Here is a 21,034-nt window from a genome sequence, read left to right on the forward strand (position 1 = left end):
TGGTTGCTCCAATAAATTAAGTTTGATCCAAATCACTTAAGTTTTTGAAAGAGCCTTGTTAAATTATTGAGGTTTGAAATGTTATACAATACGCTTGGAAAAACTAATCTTAAAGTTTCAAGACTCGGTTTTGGAACTATGAGACTTCCCACAATTAATTCCAATGCTGACATTGACGAAGTTCAAGCAGCTGAAATGTTAAAGTATGGAATTGAAAATGGAATAAACATAATCGATACGGCATTTCCTTACCACAGCAAGGAGCTTGACGGTAACGGAAACAGTGAAAGGTTTGTCGGTAAATTTTTAAAAGAAAACAGCATGAGAGACGAAATAATACTCCAGACAAAATCCCCCTCCTGGTTAATGGAGGAAAAATCTGACTTTGAGAGATATTTAGACATTCAGCTTGAGAAACTGCAAACTGATTATGTTGATATTTATCTCCTTCACTCATTAACCGTCCCTGATTGGAACAAGGTGGAAAATTTAGGCGTTCTTGACTTTTTGGATGACTGTTTAAGCAGCGGAAAAGTCAGGCACATCGGATTCTCATCACATGTCGAAATAGATTATTTAATTGAGATACTTGACTCCTATCCGAAATGGGAAGTTGCATTAACCCAGATGAATTATCTTGATGAATATTACCAGTCAGGAATAATGGGCCTCAATTATCTAAAGGACATAAATGTTGGAAGCATGATTATGGAACCTCTCCGCGGAGGAAGATTAGTTCAAAATATACCAAGTGAAGTTCAGCAATTATGGAATACCTCAGAAAAGAAAAGAAGTCCTGTCGAATGGGCTCTGCAGTATTTATGGAATAGAGATGACGTTGATTGTGTTTTAAGCGGAATGACCAACTTAAACCAGGTGAAAGAAAATATCAAAATCGCCTCTGCTGAAGACATTATCAGTGAGGGAGATAATGAATTAATCAGAGAAGTTGCAAGAACTTACAGAACATTTCTTGGAAACGACTGTACCAGATGCGGCTATTGCATGCCCTGCCCCCATGGAGTCGACATCATAAACTGCCTAACAGAATATAACATTGCACATATGATGAATGACCCTAAAGCAAGCGCCATGCAATATTTTTCACTGATAGATGAAGATTCAAGAGCAGACAGCTGCATTAACTGTGAAGAGTGCATACCATTTTGTACACAGATGTTGAATATCCCGGAAGAACTTGAAAAGGTGCACGAGTATTTCGGTGAGAAATTTGATCATTTCTGAGGTGTAAATATGTCTAAAAAATTTAAAGATGATGATTACTGGCAGATAGCTTCCCGACAGATGAGCATTGTATGTGAAAGTGAACAGCAACGGTTTAAAGACTGCAAAATCACAGTAATAGGCTGCGGAGGCATTGGTGGAGAGACAATTGAAATGCTTGCAAGAATGGGTGTTGGAGAACTTGTTTTAGTTGATGAAGATTCATTTGACTTATCCAACCTAAACAGACAGAATTTTGCAACAGTTGATGAAATCGGACAGGCAAAAAGTGAAGTTGCAGGTAAAAAGGTCAAGCTGATAAACCCTTTTGTTAAGGTAACCAGCTATAACGAGCACGTTGATGAGACAAACATTGACAATATTATCGGAGACTCAGACATTGTTATTGATGCTCTGGACAATATACTTACAAGAGTAATTGTCTCAAGAAAGGCGAAAGAGAAAGGAATAGCTTATGTTCACGGTGCAATTCATGGAACCTTAGGTCAAATTACAACATTCCTGCCAAATACCGAAAGTTATGAGGAAATGTTCAGCCTCCCCTCTTTTGAAAAGGAGCTTACAGACAGCATCATTGAAGAGCTTAAAAATGTCACATCAGGCATTCCTCCTGTAATAGGGCCGACTCCAAATTTAATAGGTTGTCTTCAGGCATTTGAAGCTTATAAAATCATAACAGGAATCGGAAAAGTTACCGTCGCTCCGAAAATTTTAACATTTGACTTGCTGGATCTGGGTTCATTTTTACTGGATGAATTCTAAACATTAAGTCAAGTTTTCATTCTTTTTTTGTTGTGATTTGAACAAAAATGTGTTAATTTCACAAAATACTATTATAATTTTCACTAAAAAAAATTAAATCTGCACATTAATATACAAAAAAATTGTATAGAACTCCTATTCCAACTATTTTTTCAAAATCTTTATATACTACCAGATTATAAATATAAAAGCATTGGAATGATATTTCCGACGATGCTAATTAATCATATTAACTTGGAGCCTGATTCGATGAGCGATATTCCAGAAGAAAAAATTGAAAAAATAACTGAAAAAATGAGAGAGGATAATATCAAATTTATCCGACTGCAATTTGTTGATATAAACGGTACTGTAAAAAACATCGTTATTCCATTTAAACCTGGCGATGATCTTAATGAATTGTTCAACGAAGGTATGTTGTTTGACGGCTCATCCATTGCAGGATTTGTTGGAGTAAACGACAGTGATTTAGTTTTAAAACCGGACATCAACACCTACTCAAGACTTTCATGGAAACCTGAAGAATCTGCAACCTGCAGATTCATTTGTGATGTTTGGACTCCTGAAAAGAAACCATTTGCAGGAGACCCGAGAGGAGTGCTTAAAAAATCATTGTCCCATATTGCAAAAAGAGGGTTGAAATACAATATCGGTCCTGAACCGGAATTCTTTATTGTGGACATTGATGAAAACGGATATCCTCTGCCTTACGACGAAGCAGGATACTTTGATGTAGAGCCTCTCGATAAAGGACCTGATTTCAGAAGAGAGTTAACCTTAAACCTGGAAGATTTGGACTTTGAAGTTGAAGCTTCCCACCACGAAGTGGCACCAGGTCAGAACGAAATTGCATTTAAATTTAAAGACGCACTAAAAACTGCTGATGCAGTAATTACATTCAAGCAAGCTATCAAGGCCATTGTAGACAATATGGCTACTTTTGACCAGTTGGATTACAGAGTAACATTTATGCCAAAACCCTTCTTCGGAGTAAGCGGAAGTGGAATGCACTGTCACCAGTCTGTTTTTAAAGGAGACAAAAACCTATTTTCAGACCCTGATTCTGAAACAGGACTTTCAAAAGATGCCATTCACTTTATGGGAGGACTTCTAAAACATGCCCCTGCAATTACCGCAATTACCAATCCTATCGTAAATTCATACAAGCGTTTAGTGCCTGGTTATGAAGCGCCGGTTTACAGAGCATACGGTTTTAGAAACAGATCAGCTTTAATCAGAGTTCCTGCAGCGAGAGGTAAAGCAACACGTATTGAGTACAGGTCCCCGGACCCTGCATGTAACCCTTACCTTGCATTTACAGTAATGCTTGAAGCAGGTATCGACGGTATTGTTAATAAGATTGACCCTGGTGAACCTATTGAGCTAGACATTTATAAAATGAGCGAAGAGGAAAGGGAAGCGAGAGGAATTAAAGTTTTACCAACAAGTTTATGGGAAGCTTACCACACCCTTGAAGAGGATCCCCTAATACTTAATGCTTTAGGCCCTCACGTTAGTGAAAAATTCTTGGAACTTAAATATAAAGAATGGGACGAATACCGCGTACAGGTATTCGGATATGAGCAAAGAAAATATTTGGATATCTAATCCAGATATTGATTTTATTTTTTTTAATTGACCTTTAATGTAGGGAGCTTTTTTTATGTCAGAATCCGAGCATAGAATGATTGAAATCTTAAGGATATTAAGTGAACAGGAAAAGCCAACAGGTTCCAAACTGATTGCTGATGAGCTTAAAAATAAAGGATTTAATCTTGGTGAACGTGCAGTCAGATACCATATGCAAATTTTAGATGAAAAGGGATATACCGAAAGAATAGGAAATTCCGGAAGGAACATAACCGCTCTTGGCCGTGAAAAATTAGAAAAGGGACTGATTTATGACCAGGTAGATTTTATTCATTCAAAATTTGAGGAAATGATTTATTTAACTGACTTTAACTATATGACACAGGAAGGAAACGTGGTTGTAAATACATCGACCATTTATAATGAAGAATCAGTCGATATAATTAAAAGAGTTATTGAAAATGGTCTTTCTGTTAGCCCTTACATCAATTTAAATGATGCCGGCAAGGATGGGAAAATGGAAGTAACAACATTGTGCGGAACCACAATCGACGGGGTACTTCTCAATAAAGGAATCCCTTCACAGCCGCAATATGGAGGGCTTTTAAAAATCGAAGATTCTCAGCCCGTCAGATTCACCGAACTGATATCCTACAAAAAAACATCTGTAACTCCCCTTGATGCATTTTCAGCCAAGGGATTCACATCTGTAATGGATGTTGTTGAAAATGGCGAGGGAATCATACCTGCAAATTTCAGACTGATACCTGGAATAGGACGGCAAAAAGCTATAGAAATCATCAACAGACTGGACAAGATAGGAATCGGAGGAGCATTGGCCATTTCACAGGAAGGAAAAGACATACTAGGAATACCAGTACCTGAAGGAATGGTTGGAATAGCCGTTGTTGGAGGAATTACTCCATTTTGCGCAGTTCAGGAAGAAAACAAATACATTGAAATAAAAATTGCTGAAGAAATCAGGGATTTCAAAACATTATCCCCAATATCCACTAAAATCAGCCCTCTTTTAAAGGAAGCAAAAGCGATTCCCCAACCGAAAATATCATTTTTGCTTTCAAAAACATGGAATCTAATCCAGCAGGTTAATTTTGACATCGAAAAAAGAAAAGGAGACATAATATCCAATGTTTCATACATCAACAGGGATAAAATAGACATTGCCCTAAATATAATGGAAGAAACTTACAACAACAATCCAAAATATATTAATCCATATTATAAACTCATAAATCATCCAACAGATGATTCAAAAATAGGGCTGGCGACAATCTGCAGTTTAAGCATCGACGGAATTTTAATAGACAATGGAATAATGAGCACACCGAAATACGGAGGTTTGCTCGAACTAACAGAACCTCCATTGTTCATTGATTTAATCTCATATAACGGATCAACAGAAGATCCGCATAAAATCTTTTTGGCTAAAAATAGAACAGCAATAAGTGCAAACAATCATCCGAACAAGATTTTAGCCAGCTTTAAGGAAATTCCGTATATATCCCGCGAATATTGTGTCCATCTTTTAGATGTCCTAAACAATATAGGATTTTCAATATATAAAATTGGAAAGCCAAGAGAACTGACATACAATGCAAAAGCAGACAATTATAACTTTGGTATTGTGACAGGCAGCGGTTTAAACACAATCGGTGCAATCAAAGAAAAAGGAATAGACGTTGAAGTTAAAGCCATTGAAAAACTACTGCCTTTTGAAAAAATGGACAGGTTGTAACTAAAGTACAGTTACTTCCACTTTTTCACCATCACCAGGATAATGTATAAATTCGATTATGTCATCTTCAACTTCATAAACATCAATTTCAACTGTAGAACCTAAACTGCTTTCATCAAGAGAAATCAACATTTTAAAGCCGGGTTTTCCAAAATACTCGGAAAAATCCATATTTAGGATTTCTCCTTCGGCAAAAATCCTGTTATATGAAATTTCAAGCCTATCATGAATTTTTACATTTTCTTTTAAATAATTTACAGCTTCACTAACAGTTAATTTTAATACTTTCATGATAATCAACCTCGAAATATAATATTAAACTACTAGTATATAAACTTGTTTGCATATTTACGAACAAAATTATTTTTCAATGAAGCATCATCAAAAAAATAAACATTGAAAAAAGAGAAAATTATAAAACTTCAATAATAAGTTCCTTATCGCCACAGATATGGCGCATTTCAAGCAACTCGTCTTCAATTTCACTGAAATCGATTTCAACTGCCTGATTTAAAATTTCACCATTTAATTGAAGACTAACCCTATAACCTTCACCGGTTTGTTCATCTTCTTCAGTAAAACCTAAAACTTCACCAGGAGCAAAAATACGGTTGTAAGAAATTTCTAAAGTGTCGCCAACTTCAACATTATTTTTAACATAATCCAATGCGTCATCAAAACTCATTTCAACTTCTTCTACCATTTTATCAACCTATAGTCATTAAAAAAAAAAGAAAAGAGAGGAATTATAAATTCCTGTATTCTCTAATTGAAGTATATTCGTCGTCGAGTTCGCCGTAAGATGCTAATTTTTCTTTATTAGCTTCAGCGTCTAAGTAAAGGTTACCTTTACCGTTAAGACCAATATCTCCAGTATATTTAATATATTTACCTTCGAATGTGATTCCGTCAACTTCAGGATTTACAACGATACCATCGAGAACGAATCCTTCGAGTAATCTTCCAAGGAATCCGTGAATAATGATGTTACCGTTTTTCATTTGGCCTCCAGGCCAACGGTTAACGTCACCGTCAATTTCGATAATACCTTTGGTCATGTGAATACCGGCCAAGATATCACAGTTACCTTTAACGTGAATTCTTCCACCAGTTAAACATTCACCACATTGTTTACCGGCATTACCACCGACAACAATTTGTCCACCAGTCATACCTCTCCATTCACCGATGTAGGAAGCACCAGTGAATTCTTTGGTATTACCTTCAATTTCAAGGTATCCGCCAGACATTTCTCTTCCAGCGTGAGCAGCAGCATCCCCTTTAACAAGAATGGATCCGCCAGACATTTCAGCACCTACGTGTAAATCTACACTGCTGTTACAGACGATTTTTCCACCGCTCATTTTACAACCAATGTATTTTACTCTGTTTAAATCACCGTTGAGAATCATTTCAACTTCATCAGGTCCATTAGCTTCTCCTTCAATGGTAATGTCGAAGAAATCGGTGATTGGGAATCTTGAATTTCCAATAGGAACTCCATATTTTGCGAAATCAGCTTCAGTCCAGGAGTAAATTTCATCAGGAATTAACTCATCAAATTCTAAAGCGATTGAAGAAGTTTTGATTTGATCAAAAGTTATTGTTTTCAAATTAAACACCCCTATTTACCATCAACATCTATTCTAATTGGGTTAGATACGTAGTGGTCGTGTACTGGGTAGTTATCCCATTTAACTGAGTAGTATTGAGTAAAGAACGGCATAATGTTGTCGATAACTTTTTGTTCGTTTTGTTCCCATCCGTTTACGTTAACCCAAATGTTTTGACTTTCTTTAACTTTTACAATTTCTTTATCTTTTACTAAGATTTGACCATCTTTAATAGTGTAGTCAGCTACATTGAAACCTTGTTCAATTTCAGCATATTGTCTGGACGGATCAATATCATTAGGATTTATGTCATATACAGCAATGTCTGCTCTGTAACCAGGAGTGAGTGCACCTCTGTCAGTGAATCCGTAGATTTTAGCAGGAGCAGATCTGGAAATAGTTGCAATATCGTAGAAATCGTATTCTCTGTCGAGAGTTGGAAGAGTAGTTCTTTTTTCTACCCATTTGTGAACTTCTCTGTTTTCAATCATTTCCATTCTTCTGGTATTACTCATTAACCAAGAGATAATTCTAGGATATCTAGTGAACGGACCTGCATTAGGGTGGTCAGTAGTTAAACATACTTTCCATGGGTCATCAATGTGTAAGAACAATTCAAGACCAATAGCCCATTGTAAAGAGTTAACAGGGTTTTTACCTGAGTAAATACATGGGATAATACCTGCTGCGGTTTCACATTCAATATCTTTGTTGGTCCATTTTAAACCAGATAATTTGAATAAGTCATATTCCATAGGAGCATCAGCAGTCATGGTTGTGGTTTCGTCTAAAGTAACTTGACCTACGTCACAGGTGACATGGTCGTGTTTGTTAATGTATTTAGCGATTTCTTCTGCACCGGACGCTGCATCTTTCCAGCTGTTTCCAGTGTAAGCGTGGAATTGTAAGTGACAAAGGTGCATAACTTGATCTCTGATTTCAGCTGCTTTGGAACCTTTTTTAACGTTTTTAACAGCATCCATAGTTTCTATGGTGGTTGGCACGTTACCAGGGTGTCCTAAGTCGTTAGGGTGAATGTGAATAGAGTGAGGCAAGTTTAACATTTCGTTAGCTTTAGCTAAAGCTTGAATAACTTCTTTGGAAGTTACGTCAAAGTAAGGTGCTTTATCATTTACACCATGTACGTTCATACCCCATCCCCATGCTTCACTTCCACATGGGTTTACGATTTTAATACCGTAACCTTTGGAGATTTTTAACCATGAAGAAACAAATGCTGCGATGTCTTCAATATTGTTATCTTTTGCATATTCCAATACAAACCAGTTGTTACCGAATAATGGTAAAGCTGGAATATCGAGTTGAGGAATAGTTGCAATTTCTTCGTGAGTGTGTTTTGCTTCAAGAGGAGGCATAGCTGCTTCAACAACAGTACCATAACCTAATCTTGAATATCTGTAACCGGTTGCAGGACAACTTGGAATAGAGAAACCAGATTCGGATCTTAAAACTTTAGTTTTTTGAGTAACACCCCTTCTGGAATCTTCAGGTCTGTATAACCTTCCAACTACTAATTTAGGACCTGCAACGTGTGCGTGAGGGTCAATACCTGCTGGCATAACTATTTTATCAGTAACGTCTAAGACTTTAGCATCAGCAGATACATCATCTACAATAATACCATCTTTAAACATAACGTCCTTTTTTTCACCGTTAATCTCATTAGCTGGGTCGTAGACAATACCGTTTTTAAGAATATATTCCATTATATCACCTTTAAAGTGCGTTTGGATTTGGCACATATTTTGGAGCTACGTTAGGCTCTTCTCTGAGTTTCATTACTCTTTCTTTTAATTCACGGACAATCCATTCGTCGTCACGACAGGTTTCAGGTTTGTCGATTGCTTTTCTCATGAAAATAGGAACTCCGTCCATACGGTAACTGGTACCGCCACATTCTACGCCTATGAATGAACCAGGCAATACAACATCAGCGAGTTCAGTTGATGGTCCCCAGTGAATATCGATTTGGATAACTGGAATGTCAGCTAAGTGTTGGTTTGCTCCATTAGGGAAGTGAGCACCAGGGTCAGCTGCAATAACCATGAAACAGTCAGGTTCTTTTCTGACCAATAAATCGATAGTGTTGGTTTCACCCATCATATATCTTGGGTAACCTCTACAGTAGTCAACACCGAAAGCAAATCCACATTCGAATGCCATGAAAATGTTGAATCCGTTTACGTTAAAGTGACCTCTCATTGGAGTAAGACCCCATTTACTGTATTTGTTTAAGTCTTGAACCATTTTAATCGCAATATCAATGTTTCTTTGTTTTGATAAAGTGTGGGTTAAACCTAAACCGAAGAAGAGAACACCGAATTCTGCATTTTTCATTTCTTCAGCTAATTCGTAAATGTCTTCTTTAGGAATTCCGGAAATTACATCTTGATATAATTCTTTTCCTCTGAGTACAGCTCTAATAGCATTGTAGAAACCGTAGTCTCCGTTTTGTTCGAATCCAATCCATTTGTCGGAACATTTTGCAGTATCTGAGAATTTTGGATCCATAGTTACGACAGTTCTGTCGAATCTTCCTCTTTGTCTGAAGTATCCACGACAGAAAGCAGCGTATCTTGCTAAGTGTCTAGGGTGAGAGTTCATAGCGTTACTTCCAGAGTAAACAAGCATGTCTGCTCTGTTTTGAACTTCCCCTAAGGTTTGAATAGGGTATCCAGCGTTTTGTACAGCTTGGAGAGAAGGTCCGTGACAGATAGTAGCTTGGTTATCTAATACTGCACCAATGTATTCACCTAATGCTACTCCTTCTTTCATACATTCGGTTGAGGTTTCAGACCAACCGTAGAATACTGGTCTGATGGAATTAGCAATGTATTCAGCAGCTTTATCTAAAGCAGTATCCCAGTCAACTTCAGTGAGTTCTCCGTTTTCATCCCTAATCATTGGAACAAGTAATCTTTGATCCATATCTTCCATGATTTTACTTGCTCCTAATCTGCATGCGTGTCTTACAGCAACTACGTGATTATCTTTAACTAAGTAATCTAAATCATCACAGTTACAACCACAGAATGCACAGGTACAATCTTCAACAATGTAATCATAATCAGTTACAGGTGGTTCATAAGTCATGATCAATCAACTCCTTCCATTTACGTCCATGATAAACAGGCAATTCGCCTAAAGAATCCATGTCTTCAACAACATCGTCTTCTTCTTCATCAACATATTTTTTGTATACCCATCTCATTAAGTCAGCCATGAGTAAAACTTTTCTGTCAGTTTTTTCAACAGTACAGTGGATACCTTTGTAAGTAGGGTCAGAACAGCAGTAAGTATCATGACTTACAATAGTGTTAGCCCATGGACCTTTACAAATGAATACTGTACCTTCGTGAGGTGCGTCTCTTGATACTGCGCAGTTTACAACTACTTCACCAAAATCGGTTTTAACAAGAACAGTATCCCAGTTATTTACACCTAATTTTGCCATGTCTCTTGGGTCCATGTAACAAGTACCGGAAGCATTTTTATATTCTTCTTTTAAAGTGGATCCTCTTTTTTTACAAGCACCTTGGTAGATGTCTGATCCTGTGTTTAACATACATTTAAGAACATCTGTACTTCCTTCACCAGTAATTTTTACATCAGGCACGACAGGTTTTTCTAAATAAGTATTAGCATAATGCATTATATAATCCCCCTTATTCTAACCATATTGCGTTTACTGGGCAAAACATTTGACATGTTCCACACTTTTCACATTTTTCAGCACTGAAAAGTTTGATAAATCCATTTTCAACCATCATAATAACTTCTTCAGTCTTTGCACCATTACCACCAGCATTTTCAGGACTGATAGCTGCGTTAACAGGACATGCAATTACACAAATTCCACATCCTAAACAATTATCTTGATTAACTTTAAGTTCCATCCAATCACCTAGTCTTTAATAGCATCTAAAGCTTCTTTCCAAGTAGTAGAGTTAATAGGAGTGTGATCAACTTCAGTTCTTTTTACAGTAATAGCACCGTTAGGACATGCTTTTGCACATGCTTTACAACGTACACAGAATTCGTCGAAAGCAGTTACATGTTCCATTCTAGAACCAGGACCAGCAGATACAGGGAATGCTAAAGCATTACATTGACAGACATCTACACAAGCACCACAAGCTTGACATTTTTCATCGTCAACTTCAATACTACCTTCAAATGGTTTTTTAACTTTTGCTGCATCAGTAGGACATACTCCTTCACACCATCCGCAGTAAACACAGAGTTCTGAGTCAATGACAGAATTTCCAGTAACAACAGCATCTGAAGGATTTAAGTCATATTCACCATAGTTACATGCTCTACAAATTGCTTTGATAGCATTGGTAGGACAAGATTTTTTACATACAAGACAGTATACACATGCATCTTTGTCAATAACAATGGATTCCTTGCCGGTTTCGTGATCTACGATAATAGCTTCTGCAGGACATAATTCTTCACATACGCCACAGTAGATACATTCATCTTCATCAACATCAATTTCACCAGTTACTAAATCAGCACGGTTTGGTAATATTCTGTCGATGACGATTGCATCACGAGGACATGCAATTTCACATCTTTTACAGTAAACACATTCATCGTCATCAATTTCTGAGAAAGCAATATAGTGAGGATATGCTTCAATTTCTTTAATCGGTACGTCGTCAATAGTTAATACTAATGCATCAACAGGACATAATCCGCTGCACATACCACATAATACACATTTACTTTCGTCAATGCTTATTCTTTGAACATCAAAGTCTTCTTTGAAGTTTTGTGCAATTTTTTCATGTCCACTGAAGTAAACGTCATTTGAAATTCTGTGACGAGCATCGACAGCAATCGCGTTTAATGTAATTGCTTCAACAGGACAAGTAGATTCACAAATCCCACAACCTAAACAGACATGGTCGTTGAATGACAAGTTTCTAACTTCGTCTGCAGACCTTGTGATGTCAAAGTTATTGTCTTTAACCTCTTTTAAATTTCTAATCATATTTAATCTCCAAAATTTTTATAGAATTAGTTGGGCATTCATCTTCACAAAGCTGACAACCACAACATTGTATGGAGTCTGCATGCGCTTTTAATGACTCTAATTTAATAGCATTCATCGTACATGCATTTACACATAAGCCGCAACCAATACAAGAATCTTCCACCATTGCTTCAAAATCTCTTTCTCGGCAAATATTCACAATTTTACGACTCTTTTCCGGTTCATTAAATATAGCTTCAGTCATTTTTAAAAAATCTTTGGGAGACAAGTCGATGATTGTTCTTGCAACATCAATAGAGTTCCAAGACAGATTTCTACCATTTAAATAATGAGAAATAGTAGAACGATCAACACCCAGCTCATCAGCAATTTCTTGATGACTTTTTCCAGCATCTTTTAATTTGACGGCTGCCAAATATTTTAAACCAGATGCAATATGTTTCGGCATTTGAACCACCATGTGTAATGATTACACATATGTTTACTTATATAAATATAGTTACCTACTAGAATAAAGACACAATATTTATATATAACTGTGGTAAAGCTACACAATTTTTTTTTAAAAAATCAATTAAAAAAGTTAAAACAGCAAAATAAGAAAGTAAGACAGTATATTATGAAAAATAGAAAATAATTGAATTCAAATATCATAATAAAATTACATCATTCCTTTATTTGTGAAAAAAATAGAAAATATAATCATGATTAGTAATAAAAATTTAGGTAAAAAGTATTAAAGATTTGCTGAAAAATAAGAAAATGCATTTGGCGGAAATATGATGTGTAGTAACTACACATAACTCTTTTAGAAATTATTAATTAATAAAAAAAATAAATATATAATAATACTATAGGGGGAGAATAATGAAAATAGTATCTATTGTTGGAAAGAAAAATACAGGCAAAACATCACTAACTGTAAAAGTTATTGAAGAGCTCAAAAAAAGAGGCTATAACGTAGCATCCATTAAACATTCCCATCACACGATGGAAATGGATAAAGAGAATACGGATACCTGGAAACACAAGCAAGCCGGATCCAGTGTTGTGGTAGGTATTGGTTCTACAACCTTCTTTAACGTGAGAAAAGAAATGGATTTGAACAGACTGCTATTCTTAATAAAACATATGGACACTGTTGATTTTGTTGTAATTGAAGGATTTAAAAGATACAACTATCCGAAAGTCGCAACATCACCTGATGTAGTTGATGAATACACAATTAAAGAAGTTGATTCATTTTCAATTGATAATGAAGGAATAAAAGACCTGGCAGACATTATTGAAGAGAGATCCCATGATATTGTAGACACATTATTTGCAAACAACTGCGGTTTCAATAACGGTGAAGCCATTGCATCAGAGATTCGCTGTGGAAATCTAAGTGCTGAAGATTTGGATAATGTATCAAGTTATCTTTCAATTGATGGTAATGTAGTTGGCCTAAACAGGTTTGTCAGCGATTATCTAAAGCAGAATGTCCTTGGCGTTATCAATACATTGAATTTGGATGAATATAATGTTGAAGATATTTCAAACATTGAATTAATAATTCCGGGTGAACCCCTTAAACAAACCCCTATTGATGCAAAATGCACCATTCTAGTTAACAACAGGAATCTTGAAATCAATATGTTTGCAAACAACATAATTGCAAACTCCATAAAAGGAATGATTAACTCGATTAAAACAGAACCTGACGTGAAAAAAATCAATGTTGACATCACCAACATCAAAGGAGATGATTTGGAAAATGCCGACATTGAACTCAAAACAAATGGCCATGATGTGGAAATCAACAAATTCACTCAGGGAATATTGAAAGAAACTATTTTTGCAGTTGTAAACTCCCTAAAAATCGATGAAGAAATTGAAGAATTGAAAATAAAAGTGGAAGAATGATTATATGCTTGAAGATGTAGTTAAAGACAAATATAAAAGGCCAATTCTTTCACTTAGAATCACAATAACAAATAGATGTAATGAAAACTGCATATACTGCCATCATGACGGAATGGTTTCGTCAAAAGATGAAATGACCCCGGATGAATTATATCTGATAACTAAAATAGCTAAAAAAATTGGAGTTAGAAAAATCAGACTTTCCGGCGGAGACCCGTTGGTTAGAAAGGACATTGTGGAAATTGTTGAAAAGATTGCAAGTCTTGATTTTAAAGATATTTCCCTCACAACAAACGGAGTGCTGCTTGAAAAATATGCTGAAGATTTAAAAAAAGCTGGATTGGACAGAGTCAATGTCAGTTTAGATACTCTAAAAAGAGATACATATAAATTTGTAACCAATATGGATTATTTAAATGAAGCAAAAGCAGGGATACTAAAAGCTGTTGAAGTGGGATTGTATCCTGTTAAAATAAACATGGTAATAATGAAAGATATTAACGTTGATGAAATAAAAGACATGTTTATGTTCTGCAGACAGCACGGCATCATTCTTCAGCTGATTGAATTGATTGAAAGCGAAAATTGTGAGGATGATAAATTCAGCGATGAATATCACTATCCTTTAGACCCTATTGAAAAAACGTTAGCAGATATGGCTGATGATGTTTATGAACGCAAGTTTATGCAGGGCCGTAAAAAATATTACATTAACGATGGTGAAATCGAAATAGTCAGACCGGTAGATAACTCTAAATTCTGTGCAAACTGTTCCAGATTAAGGATTACACCAGACGGTAAAATAAAACCTTGTTTGCTTAGAAATGATAATCTTGTAGAATTGATTAATCATGTCAGAAATGGTAAAAGTGAAGAAGAACTTGAAGAAATCTTCATAAAGGGCATCAACAAGCGCGAACCATTTAACAAGGATTAATTCAATTATATTATTATTTTTTTGAAAAAATATATAACAATGTTATTTCAAACATTAAAAAAATAAAACGGATGAAAGGGAAGAACCCTTAAATCCATTTAGCTTTGGATACGTGATCAGTGAATGGAAGTGGATCATCACTGCCCATTCCTGGGATGTATCCGTAGATGTCTCTTACTTTGTTGTTTATAGTACTCCATACTTTAGCAACAGGGATTTCAGATGGACATACTTCGGAACATTGACCGCAGTTTGTACATGCATCAACCATGTGTACTAAACGAGTTAAGTGGAAGAATGGAGCTGCAGGAGTGTATCCACCAGGTACCCATTCAGGTCCTTCTGCTTCAAGACAGCAGTCTTCACAGAAACATAATGGACATGCTTCACGACAACCGTAACATTTCATACATTTGGAGAATTCTTCTTCGTACATGTGGAATACATCAATAATATCTCCAGTAGTACCTGCATAATCAACTTCTTTCTTCTCGGTGGACTCTTTGAGCATGAAGTTATTAATGTTTTCCCTAATTTTGATACCTTTTTCTTCAGGCGCGGTAGTTTCAATTAAACCAGCTTCAATAACTTTGTCTAATACTTCTGCACCTTTGTCGGAAAATACTTCTACGAAGGTAGCTTTTCCGGTTAAAGGACCAATAACTCCCCAGTTACCTAAAGCTAAGTCAGCGTTTGAAGGAATTTTAAGATTACATCTTTGACAGTTTTCTCTTCTACCCATACCTTGTTCTTCTAACTCACTGATAGCAATACCTTTTTCACCGTCAGCAGTTTCCATAATGAGTTTACCTTTAGAAATTTCCTCTTTGACAACATCTTTAGGATCTAATTCATATACATCTCTAATCATGTTCATGGTAGGAACAGGTGACATTGTTCCTCCACAATTTACACCAATCATAATCACGTTATCTTCGATGATTTTTCCTTTTTTCATTAATTCTCTGATGGTCATTGCATCACAAGGTTTACATGCAACTGCAAGTTTCATGTCTCTTGCACCATCTAAGTATTTGGATACGAATTTAGCAATGTTTAAAGTACCACAGTGAATTGATCCAGCAGTTTTAATAACATCTGCAGGGTCAGTTACGAGAATTGGAACACCGTCATAAATATCGTAACCTTCAGTTACACCTACTACACCGTCAACGATACCTTCTTCTAATAAGTATTTCATGATGGTAGTTACTACACCACCGTACTCTCCTTTTTCTTTGATATCTTCGATAGCGGAGTATGCGTAGTACATATCGTTAATTTTTGCGCTCATTTAAATCTACTCCTCGTTTATTTACCTACTTTAATGGATGTAGTAGCCATGTTTTCAGCTTTAATTTCAGTGTCTGTACCATCTTTGTAGACTTCTCCTTTCATTATACGTTTTTCAGGGAGTTTTTCTACGTTAATAGCACAAGCTTTTAATTCAACCATTTTAGATTTAGGGTCGAAAGAATCGGAGTTAGTTAATACGTTTGCAGCACATTCTACAAAGTGCATTGGGATGTTTACAATACCTTCTTTAATAATATCAGTTACACGTGCAGGAATTGCAATTTCTCCTCTTCTTGAGTAAGCTCTTACAACTTCACCATCGATAATTCCTCTTTCTTTAGCATCTTTAGAGTTAATTTCGATGAATCCGGTTTTTACCTCATTACTTAAGGTTTCACATCTTCTGGTCATAGCAGCGTGATAGTGGAACAATACTCTGGTAGTGGTTAAGAGTAATGGATATTCTTCATCAGGAGTTTCAACAGGTCCTTTGTGTTCTAATGCTTGGAAAATACCTAATCCGTCAGGGTGTGCGAATTTTTCTTTGTGCATTAATGGTTGACATGGATCATCTTCAGAAGGACAAGGCCAGTGAAGTGCTTCAGGAGTGTCTAATCTTTCACGGTTCATACCTGCCATGATAGGAGCACATTCTCTGATTTCTTCAAAGATTTCTTCAGCAGATTCATAGTGGAATAATGGTCTTGGTACGCCCATTCTAACTGCGATTTCTTCCATAATTTTCCAATCTACCCATGCGCCTTCAGGAGGTTCTTGAGCTTTGTGTAAGCATTGTACTCTTCTTTCACCGCTTGTGAAAGTACCTTCTTGTTCACCCCAACCTGCTGCAGGCAATACAACATCAGCACATTGTGCAGTATCGGTTAAGAAACATTCTTGTACGACTAACATGTCTAAGTTTGCAAGTGCTTCTTTGGTGTGTTGTACATCTGCATCAGAGAGAACTGGGTCTTCCCCGTGGATGTATAATACTTTTAAGTCACCAGCGTGAGCTGCATTCATCATTTCAACTAAAGTTAAACCAGGAGTTGCAGGTAAGTTTACTTCATAACCTTCACCGCTGTAGTAGTCGTTGAACCATGCGGTAGTTTCTGGGTCTGCAACTTTTCTGTATCCTACATAATCAGAAGGCAATGCTCCCATATCACAAGCACCTTGTACGTTGTTTTGTCCTCTTAATGGGTTTACACCAGTACCCATTTTACCAATGTTACCGGTTAACATTGCAAGGTTTGCAGTAGACATTACGTTGTCAGCACCGTGGGAGTGTTCGGTAATACCTAATGAGTATACAATAGCTGCTCTTTCAGCGGATGCATATTCAACAGCTAAGTGTTCAATAGTTTCAGGTTTGATGCCGGTAATTTCAGAAGCCATATCCAAAGTGTATTTTTGAACAACTTCTTTCATTTCTTCATAACCTTTTGTTCTGTTAGCGATGAATTCGTCATCTTGCAAGTCTTTGTCGATGATGACTTTAATCATAGCGTTCATTAAAGCTACGTCAGTACCGGTTTCAAATTGAACATATTCGTCTGCGAGTTTAGCAGTAGGAGTGAATCTTGGGTCCAATACTACTAATTTTGCACCGTTCTTTTTAGCTTGAATAATTTTACGACCGAATAATGGATGAGCTTCCATGTTGTTGGATCCGATACAGAAGATGTAATCAGCTTCTTTAATACTGTCGAATCCGTTGGTCATAGCACCTGATCCGAAGGTGGTTGCTAAACCTGCTACGGTAGGACCGTGACAGATACGAGCACAGTGGTCTACGTTTTGAGTACCACAAGCTACTCTTGCTAATTTTTGAGTGATGTAAATGTTTTCGTTAGGAGAACGAGCACATGCGTAGAATCCAACTTTGTTTGGATCTTCATCTGATACTTCTTTAAGTTTGTTAGCAACTAAGTCTAATGCTTCGTCCCAGGAAGCTTCTCTAAATTCCCCATTTTCTTTTATTAAAGGAGTAGATAATCTGTCTTCCCTATTAATAAATTGATATCCAAAGTTTCCTTTTGGACATACTTTACCCTCGTTTACAGGGCTTCTTTTTAAAGGTTCTACACCAACAATTTTTTCGTCTTTTACAACGAAATTGAGTCCACATCCGGTACCACAGTATGGACAGATTGTTGGAACATATTTTATTTCAACCATTTTATAATCTCCAAAATGTATTTTATTATAAATAATTTAAAAAAGAAGCTTAAAAAAAAGCTTCTAAAAGTTCATTATACTATTTTATTCTTTGAGATAGGTGTACCAATAGATACAAGCTACAAAGAGTCCCCCACCAATAATGTTACCGATAGTAACTGGTATTAAGTTGTTAATGATAATAGTACTCCAGGTTACACCATTAGCACCTAAGAACATACCTAATGGGATGAAGAACATGTTTGCTACACTGTGCTCAAATCCAATACATACAAACGCCATGATTGGGAACCAAATACCAACGATTTTACCGATGATATCATCAGATGCATTAGCTAACCATACAGCTAAACATACAAGCCAGTTACATCCAATAGCTTTAATCATAGCAGTTAGGAATGGCATAGTAACTTTACCTTCAGCTACTGCAATAGCTTTAGCAGAAATAGCATATGCTGGTGCTGCGGTATCAACAGGAGTAATTCCTCCCATGAAAGCAAGAACGTAAGCTACAAATAAAGCACCTACGAAGTTAAATATCCAACTAATTACCCAATTTTTAGCAAGACCTCCAACGGAAGCACTACCATCTAAAACACCAACAGTCATGAACATTACATTTCCAGTGAAGAGTTCAGATCCTGCAAGAACAACAATGATCAAACCTACAGGGAACACTGCACCAAATACAAATTTTTCTAAACCAATAGGAGCGCCTGCGTTTAACATGCCTGCGCTTGCAACAACCGCTAATAAACCACCAAATGCAATATATGCACCTGCTAAGAAGGAAAGCAATATTACATTAACAATATTTGCGGATTCTTTTACACCAGCAGTATTTGATATTGCTTTCGCAGTATCAACTGGACTTTTAAATGATGAACTCATTATATCAACCTCTTTATTCCCTTAATATTAAATTTTAATAATACTAATGAATTCCACATGACAAATAGGTTTTCAAAGTATTATGATAATATGTATACTGTATCTATATATAAAGGATTTACCATTAGAAAATAAAAGAAATATTTAAATATGACCTATAATTTAAATTAAATGTAATGATAAAACATGATGAATTAAGTAATATCATGAAAAAAAACTTATTTTTATTAAATTCCATTTCAAATGAACTTCAATTATTAAATCATATTGATTAAATCGATGAAAAGTATTAATGGACATTTTATAAAAACCATATCAGAATATAAACAACTTAAAAGCAGGTTAATATAAATATTAAACAATCTAAACATAAAAAAAGAAAAGAAATAGCTGTTAAAAATATATTCTAACAGACATCAATCGAATTTATTCAACGGTTTCATAATATGATTCATCAGCACATGACTTGCAAATTGATTTTCCCGCTCTAAGCAGATGATAATTATCAGTTATTTTTTCACAACACTCACTGCACCATGAAGTAGTATGGTCTCCTCCAGGTTGTTGAGCTTCATTAAAAGGCTTTACTTTAACTTTTTCAACATTGAATAATTCTTCAGGAGGAGTTATTCTAAATCTCTCAACCATTTCTTCCCTGGTTTCTTTTGTTTTATTTTTTTTATTGGCATCTGCATCAGAAACCCTGTATGCTTCACCAGTATCCATATTATAAAAAGTGGCTGCAAATCTTCCGTAATATACCAGTTTTAAAGATCTCTTACCAATTGTGCATTTAGTTACAGACTGAATCCCGTCAGCTGTGCATCTCTCATTTTCCAAAATTACAATTAAATTCTTATGTCTTTTATTTAGCTCCATTCCCAACAATTCAAGACCGTACATACCTAACTTGGTTCCAATAGCAATGCCTCCACAAAGTTCACCATGAAACTCAACTGCTTTTTTCAACTGTTCGTCATAATCTTCAATATTCATAACATGACCTCCTTTAAATTAATATAGATATCAGACATTATATAATATTATTATATGATTCGAAAATATCAGTTGAGGATGAAAGTATGAAAATTGAAGAAATCGATGCAATTCAATATAAAAATAATCAACATCATGAAGTTAAAGAAAAAGTTGTAAAAGATGAAACTATTACTTTAACCATTAATAAAAGCATTTCACGCAGTCTTTCAGCAATTGAAGAATCCCTTAAAGAATTTGCAGCCGGATATTTAATTAATGAAAATATGATTAAATCAATGGACGATATTAAAAACCTGGAAATTGACGGCCCCCAAATTAATGTGGAAATTGATGACAGGCTGCTTAAAACAAACGAAACAGTCCTGTGTTCGGATTCTGCAGGAGGATGGAGAAGTAAAATTAAAGAAGTAATTCCTGTTGAATCAGATTTTAAAGTCAGCGTTAATGAACTGATTGAGAGAATTAACGAATTAAAAGAAAATGCTGAAATCTGGCAGGCAACAGGAGGAACACATGTGGCAGGGATTGTGCATAACGGCAAATTTGTTGTAAAAGAAGATGTGAGCCGCCATGTAGCAGTTGACAAGGTAATTGGGTACGGAATACTAAACGGTTTTGATTTAAAAAATTCCTATGTGATTTACAGTGGAAGAATGCCTGCAGACATGGTAATAAAAATGACCCGAGCAGGAGTTCCTGTTTTAGCATCAAACGCAGCTCCCGCTAATTCGGGATATAACATTGCAAAAAAAGGAAATATTACATTAGTCGGATTTTTAAGAGGGCAGCGCTGTAATATATATAATAATCAGAATAGAGTAATTTTTGACTGA

The 21,034-nt window shown here is 35.8% G+C and carries 20 protein-coding genes; 7 read left to right on the forward strand and 13 right to left on the reverse strand.

The features are described 5' to 3' along the window. Window positions 1-78: 78 nt before the first annotated feature. The 4 genes from Q4Q16_RS05455 (at window position 79) to Q4Q16_RS05470 (ending at window position 5,353) form a co-directional block, all read left to right on the forward strand. A complete protein-coding gene (locus Q4Q16_RS05455) occupies window positions 79-1,245 on the forward strand; it encodes an aldo/keto reductase (RefSeq protein ID WP_303346715.1) in 1,167 nt (388 codons plus the stop codon). A 9-nt stretch (window positions 1,246-1,254) separates the two neighbouring features. Beyond that, complete coding sequence (locus tag Q4Q16_RS05460) at window positions 1,255-2,007, forward strand: HesA/MoeB/ThiF family protein (protein WP_303346716.1); 753 nt, start codon at window positions 1,255-1,257, stop codon at window positions 2,005-2,007. A gap of 249 nt (window positions 2,008-2,256) precedes the next feature. Continuing rightward, complete coding sequence (gene glnA, locus Q4Q16_RS05465) at window positions 2,257-3,615, forward strand: type I glutamate--ammonia ligase (protein ID WP_303346717.1); 1,359 nt, start codon at window positions 2,257-2,259, stop codon at window positions 3,613-3,615. 55 nt (window positions 3,616-3,670) lie between these two features. Further along, window positions 3,671-5,353: a DUF128 domain-containing protein gene (locus tag Q4Q16_RS05470; protein ID WP_303346718.1), complete on the forward strand. Its 1,683-nt coding sequence runs from the start codon at window positions 3,671-3,673 to the stop codon at window positions 5,351-5,353. Here the strand turns inward: Q4Q16_RS05470 and Q4Q16_RS05475 are convergent, their stop codons facing one another. The 9 genes from Q4Q16_RS05475 to Q4Q16_RS05515 all read right to left on the reverse strand — a co-directional run bounded on the left by Q4Q16_RS05475 (window position 5,354) and on the right by Q4Q16_RS05515 (window position 12,452). After that, window positions 5,354-5,644: a DUF2097 domain-containing protein gene (locus Q4Q16_RS05475; protein WP_303346719.1), complete on the reverse strand. Its 291-nt coding sequence runs from the start codon at window positions 5,642-5,644 to the stop codon at window positions 5,354-5,356. A gap of 121 nt (window positions 5,645-5,765) precedes the next feature. Beyond that, window positions 5,766-6,056, reverse strand: a complete 291-nt coding sequence (locus Q4Q16_RS05480; RefSeq protein ID WP_303346720.1) for a DUF2097 domain-containing protein — start codon at window positions 6,054-6,056, stop codon at window positions 5,766-5,768. Window positions 6,057-6,099: 43 nt separating this feature from the next. Further along, the gene (locus Q4Q16_RS05485; protein WP_303346721.1) at window positions 6,100-6,975 is read right to left on the reverse strand and encodes a formylmethanofuran dehydrogenase subunit C; all 876 of its coding nucleotides are present in this window, start codon (window positions 6,973-6,975) and stop codon (window positions 6,100-6,102) included. 2 nt (window positions 6,976-6,977) lie between these two features. Continuing rightward, window positions 6,978-8,696: a formylmethanofuran dehydrogenase subunit A gene (locus tag Q4Q16_RS05490; RefSeq protein WP_303346779.1), complete on the reverse strand. Its 1,719-nt coding sequence runs from the start codon at window positions 8,694-8,696 to the stop codon at window positions 6,978-6,980. 7 nt (window positions 8,697-8,703) lie between these two features. Continuing rightward, entirely contained in the window at window positions 8,704-10,080 is a 1,377-nt protein-coding gene (locus Q4Q16_RS05495) for a formylmethanofuran dehydrogenase subunit B (protein ID WP_303346722.1), read from the reverse strand. Then, window positions 10,070-10,639 (reverse strand): molybdopterin dinucleotide binding domain-containing protein, encoded by a 570-nt coding sequence (locus Q4Q16_RS05500; protein WP_303346723.1) that lies wholly within the window; start codon window positions 10,637-10,639, stop codon window positions 10,070-10,072. Before Q4Q16_RS05500 ends, Q4Q16_RS05495 begins: the two co-directional genes overlap by 11 nt. A gap of 13 nt (window positions 10,640-10,652) precedes the next feature. Further along, a complete protein-coding gene (locus Q4Q16_RS05505) occupies window positions 10,653-10,883 on the reverse strand; it encodes a 4Fe-4S binding protein (protein WP_303346724.1) in 231 nt (76 codons plus the stop codon). An 8-nt stretch (window positions 10,884-10,891) separates the two neighbouring features. Continuing rightward, complete coding sequence (gene fwdF / locus Q4Q16_RS05510) at window positions 10,892-11,989, reverse strand: tungsten-dependent formylmethanofuran dehydrogenase subunit FwdF (RefSeq protein ID WP_303346725.1); 1,098 nt, start codon at window positions 11,987-11,989, stop codon at window positions 10,892-10,894. Next, window positions 11,982-12,452, reverse strand: a complete 471-nt coding sequence (locus tag Q4Q16_RS05515) for a 4Fe-4S binding protein (RefSeq protein WP_303346726.1) — start codon at window positions 12,450-12,452, stop codon at window positions 11,982-11,984. The genes fwdF and Q4Q16_RS05515 overlap by 8 nt, the downstream gene beginning before the upstream one ends. 407 nt (window positions 12,453-12,859) lie before the next feature. Between Q4Q16_RS05515 and mobB the strand changes: the two genes are divergently transcribed. Beyond that, on the forward strand, window positions 12,860-13,897 hold the full coding sequence (gene mobB, locus Q4Q16_RS05520; protein WP_303346727.1) for a molybdopterin-guanine dinucleotide biosynthesis protein B: 1,038 nt from the start codon (window positions 12,860-12,862) through the stop codon (window positions 13,895-13,897). Window positions 13,898-13,901: 4 nt separating this feature from the next. Beyond that, a complete protein-coding gene (gene moaA, locus Q4Q16_RS05525; protein WP_303346728.1) occupies window positions 13,902-14,834 on the forward strand; it encodes a GTP 3',8-cyclase MoaA in 933 nt (310 codons plus the stop codon). An 88-nt stretch (window positions 14,835-14,922) separates the two neighbouring features. On the opposite strand, the gene Q4Q16_RS05530 is transcribed toward moaA, so the two are convergent. The 4 genes from Q4Q16_RS05530 to Q4Q16_RS05545 all read right to left on the reverse strand — a co-directional run bounded on the left by Q4Q16_RS05530 (window position 14,923) and on the right by Q4Q16_RS05545 (window position 20,198). Beyond that, window positions 14,923-16,128, reverse strand: a complete 1,206-nt coding sequence (locus Q4Q16_RS05530; RefSeq protein WP_303346729.1) for a Coenzyme F420 hydrogenase/dehydrogenase, beta subunit C-terminal domain — start codon at window positions 16,126-16,128, stop codon at window positions 14,923-14,925. Between the two features lie 17 nt (window positions 16,129-16,145). Continuing rightward, window positions 16,146-18,311, reverse strand: coding sequence for a formate dehydrogenase subunit alpha (gene fdhF / locus Q4Q16_RS05535; protein ID WP_303346730.1), 2,166 nt, complete (start codon window positions 18,309-18,311; stop codon window positions 16,146-16,148). Between the two features lie 84 nt (window positions 18,312-18,395). Beyond that, complete coding sequence (locus Q4Q16_RS05540) at window positions 18,396-19,202, reverse strand: formate/nitrite transporter family protein (RefSeq protein WP_303346731.1); 807 nt, start codon at window positions 19,200-19,202, stop codon at window positions 18,396-18,398. A gap of 426 nt (window positions 19,203-19,628) precedes the next feature. Continuing rightward, window positions 19,629-20,198, reverse strand: a complete 570-nt coding sequence (locus Q4Q16_RS05545) for an FmdE family protein (RefSeq protein ID WP_303346732.1) — start codon at window positions 20,196-20,198, stop codon at window positions 19,629-19,631. Window positions 20,199-20,284: 86 nt separating this feature from the next. On the opposite strand from Q4Q16_RS05545, the gene fdhD reads away from it, so the two are divergent. Further along, the gene (fdhD, locus tag Q4Q16_RS05550; protein ID WP_303346733.1) at window positions 20,285-21,034 is read left to right on the forward strand and encodes a formate dehydrogenase accessory sulfurtransferase FdhD; all 750 of its coding nucleotides are present in this window, start codon (window positions 20,285-20,287) and stop codon (window positions 21,032-21,034) included.

Origin of the sequence: Methanobrevibacter sp., from assembly GCF_030539875.1 — an archaeon.
GTDB lineage: Archaea > Methanobacteriota > Methanobacteria > Methanobacteriales > Methanobacteriaceae > Methanocatella.